This is a genomic window from Myxococcus sp. AB025B (genome assembly GCF_006518215.1).
Classification (GTDB): Bacteria; Myxococcota; Myxococcia; order Myxococcales; family Myxococcaceae; genus Myxococcus; species Myxococcus fulvus.
Map to the genome: position 1 here is coordinate 1 of NZ_SRLW01000568.1, position 2,330 is coordinate 2,330.

2 protein-coding genes are annotated in these 2,330 nt (G+C 68.2%); one reads left to right on the forward strand and one right to left on the reverse strand.

The genetic code is table 11. The annotated features are described in order from the left end of the window. On the forward strand, window positions 1-875 hold an 875-nt coding region (locus tag FL311_RS44645; protein WP_141333343.1), incomplete at its 5' end, for a hypothetical protein. A gap of 94 nt (window positions 876-969) precedes the next feature. On the opposite strand, the gene FL311_RS42645 is transcribed toward FL311_RS44645, so the two are convergent. After that, a complete protein-coding gene (locus tag FL311_RS42645) occupies window positions 970-2,058 on the reverse strand; it encodes an SGNH/GDSL hydrolase family protein (RefSeq protein WP_141333344.1) in 1,089 nt (362 codons plus the stop codon). Window positions 2,059-2,330 lie beyond the last annotated feature (272 nt).

The following is a 2,330-nucleotide window of genomic DNA, read 5'->3' on the forward strand; positions in this document are numbered from 1 at the left end:
CCCCCACGCCCACCGCCGAGCCCGAGCGCTTCACGCTCCACGCCTGGACGACGGCGCAACGCGGCGTGGCCGTGACGGCGCGTCTGGTGATGATGACCTGCCTGCTGGTCTTCACCACCTGGCTGATGTCGGACATCCTCCAGGGCACGCAGACGCTCACCGCGCAGCCGCTCCTCCTCGGCCTCGCCTTCGGCTGTGGGCTCCCGGTGGTGCTCGTCGCGGGGATGCGCGCCCGGGCCCGCGCCACGCTCGAGGTGGGCGCCACGGGCCTCACGCTCACGCTGCGAGACGGCGCGCGGTTGGAGGTTCCGCTCGAGGTCGTGGACGCGGTGCGCCCGTGGAGACTGCCGCTGCCGGGCCCGGGGCTCGTCGTGCGCATGAAGTCGGGACGCGCGCTGGGGCACGGCCTGGAGGTCGAGGACGCGCTGCCGCTGCTCGTCGCGCTCGGCCGCCGCGAGGGCTCGCTGGGCGAGGCCGCGTCGCATCCGCTGGTGCGCTATGGACGGGCGCGGCGGGAGCTGTGGAAGAAGCGCTGGTACCACCTGCTGCTCAAGCTGGTGGTGTTCCCGCTGGTGCCCGCGGGCATCTTCTTCCGGGCGCACCAGTACATCGCCTTCGGCGGTCCGTTCGGCGAGTACCAGATGTCGGGGCTCACCGCGTACCTGCGCTCGTTCGGTCGCTACTACGCGCCCATCGCGCTGAGCCTCCTGCTCATCGCCGTCTTCTGGCGCGCGGTGGCGGAAGGACTGTCGCTGGCGGCGGCGAGGTGGTTCCCCTCGTGGACGCGCGGCGTGCGCCGAGGGGCAGAGTGGTGCTGCCGCCTCGTGTACTACGGCGGCATCATGGCCTTCACCGCGCTGCGCTTCCTGTCGTGAGTGCCTGGCTGGAACGACGAAGGCCCCCGACGCTCGGACGAGCATCGGAGGCCCTGGGATGCAGCGGTTCACCCGCGAGGAGCGGGCGCTGACCTCACGGCGTCGCGGGGTTGAAGCGCGAGCCTTCCCAGCCCATGCGCTCGTGGCCGGTCTTGTTCCACTCGGGGTTCTTGCCGTTGACCACCTGGGTGTCGGTGAACTGGGGCGCGCCCGTGCCGGAGCCCGAGCCCGAGAAGATGCTCACGCCGATGGTGGTGCCGAAGTACGTCGGGTGGGTGTTGTCCGACTGGATGTAGTCGTAGCTGGTGCTGGCGTTGACGAAGTGGGTGTTCGCGTCGCGCAGCGTGGAGCGCAGGGCGCCGGTGATGCGGGCCACGTAGTCGGCCTCGCTCTCGCCCGCGCGGTAGCGGATGGCGGCCGAGTCCACCTGGCCGTCGCCGTTGCTGTCGTAGTCCGCGGCCATCATCTCCGCGAAGGAGTCCGCGCACTGGAAGCCGTACTTCGCCGCCAGGTTGCACGTGCGCCAGTTGCTGCGCGCCAGCAGGGGCAGGAACTTCACCTGCTTGTTCACCGTGGCGCCCGTGGACGCGTCACGGCAAGACGTCTGCACGTTGTCCGCGTCGAAGCCGGGGTAGTAGATGTTGGAGACGATCTTCACCTTGGCCGACGTCGCGTACTGGTTGATGGCCTGCATGGCCCGCTCCGTGTACGTGGTGCAGGCCGCCAGCGCCGCCTCCAGGCCGCTGTAGTTACAGGTGCCGGACTGCCCCGAGAACGCGCTGCGCGCCTGCAGGTAGTCATTGCCGCACATCTCGAACATCACGGCGCGCGTGTTGGCCGTCTGCATGTACGAGCGCTCGGAGACAATCTTGTTGTTGTAGATGTCGTCCGCCTTCGCGCCGGACTTGGTGCGGCGGATGACCTCGATGTCCGCGTTCCACGTCTTGGCCAGGTACTCACCCTGCACCACGGGCGCCGCGCGGCGCGCGACCGCCGTCAGGCCTCCGTTGTAGCCCGCATAGATGGAGTCGCCGTACGCCACGACGCGATACTTCGTCGTGGACGTGGACCGGTCGATGGTCCACGAGGTGTTCTGGTTGATGGTGCTCGCCAGGGCGCTACCACTCACCGCTGCGGTGGCCACGGCAACCGCGAAGGACAGCCCATTGCGACGGAAGAACATGCCCGCTCTCTTCTCTTCCCACGGGGGGATGTAGGGGGAACCCGAACCGTACACGCCGTCGATTCGCGAATCACCCGCAAACTGGAATAACGCGTTCAGTCAGAATTCGAGGAATGCGTGAAACTTTGTCCCACGGGGGCTTGGGGTGTCTGATTCCTGACGCGGCGCGACGTTTGACGCGGTGTTTCATGATGTTTCAATACAGCGGGAGAAGGCACAGGTGAGGTGGAAGACGGGAGCGCGGGTGTTGGGGCAGTGGTTGGCGCTGGGGG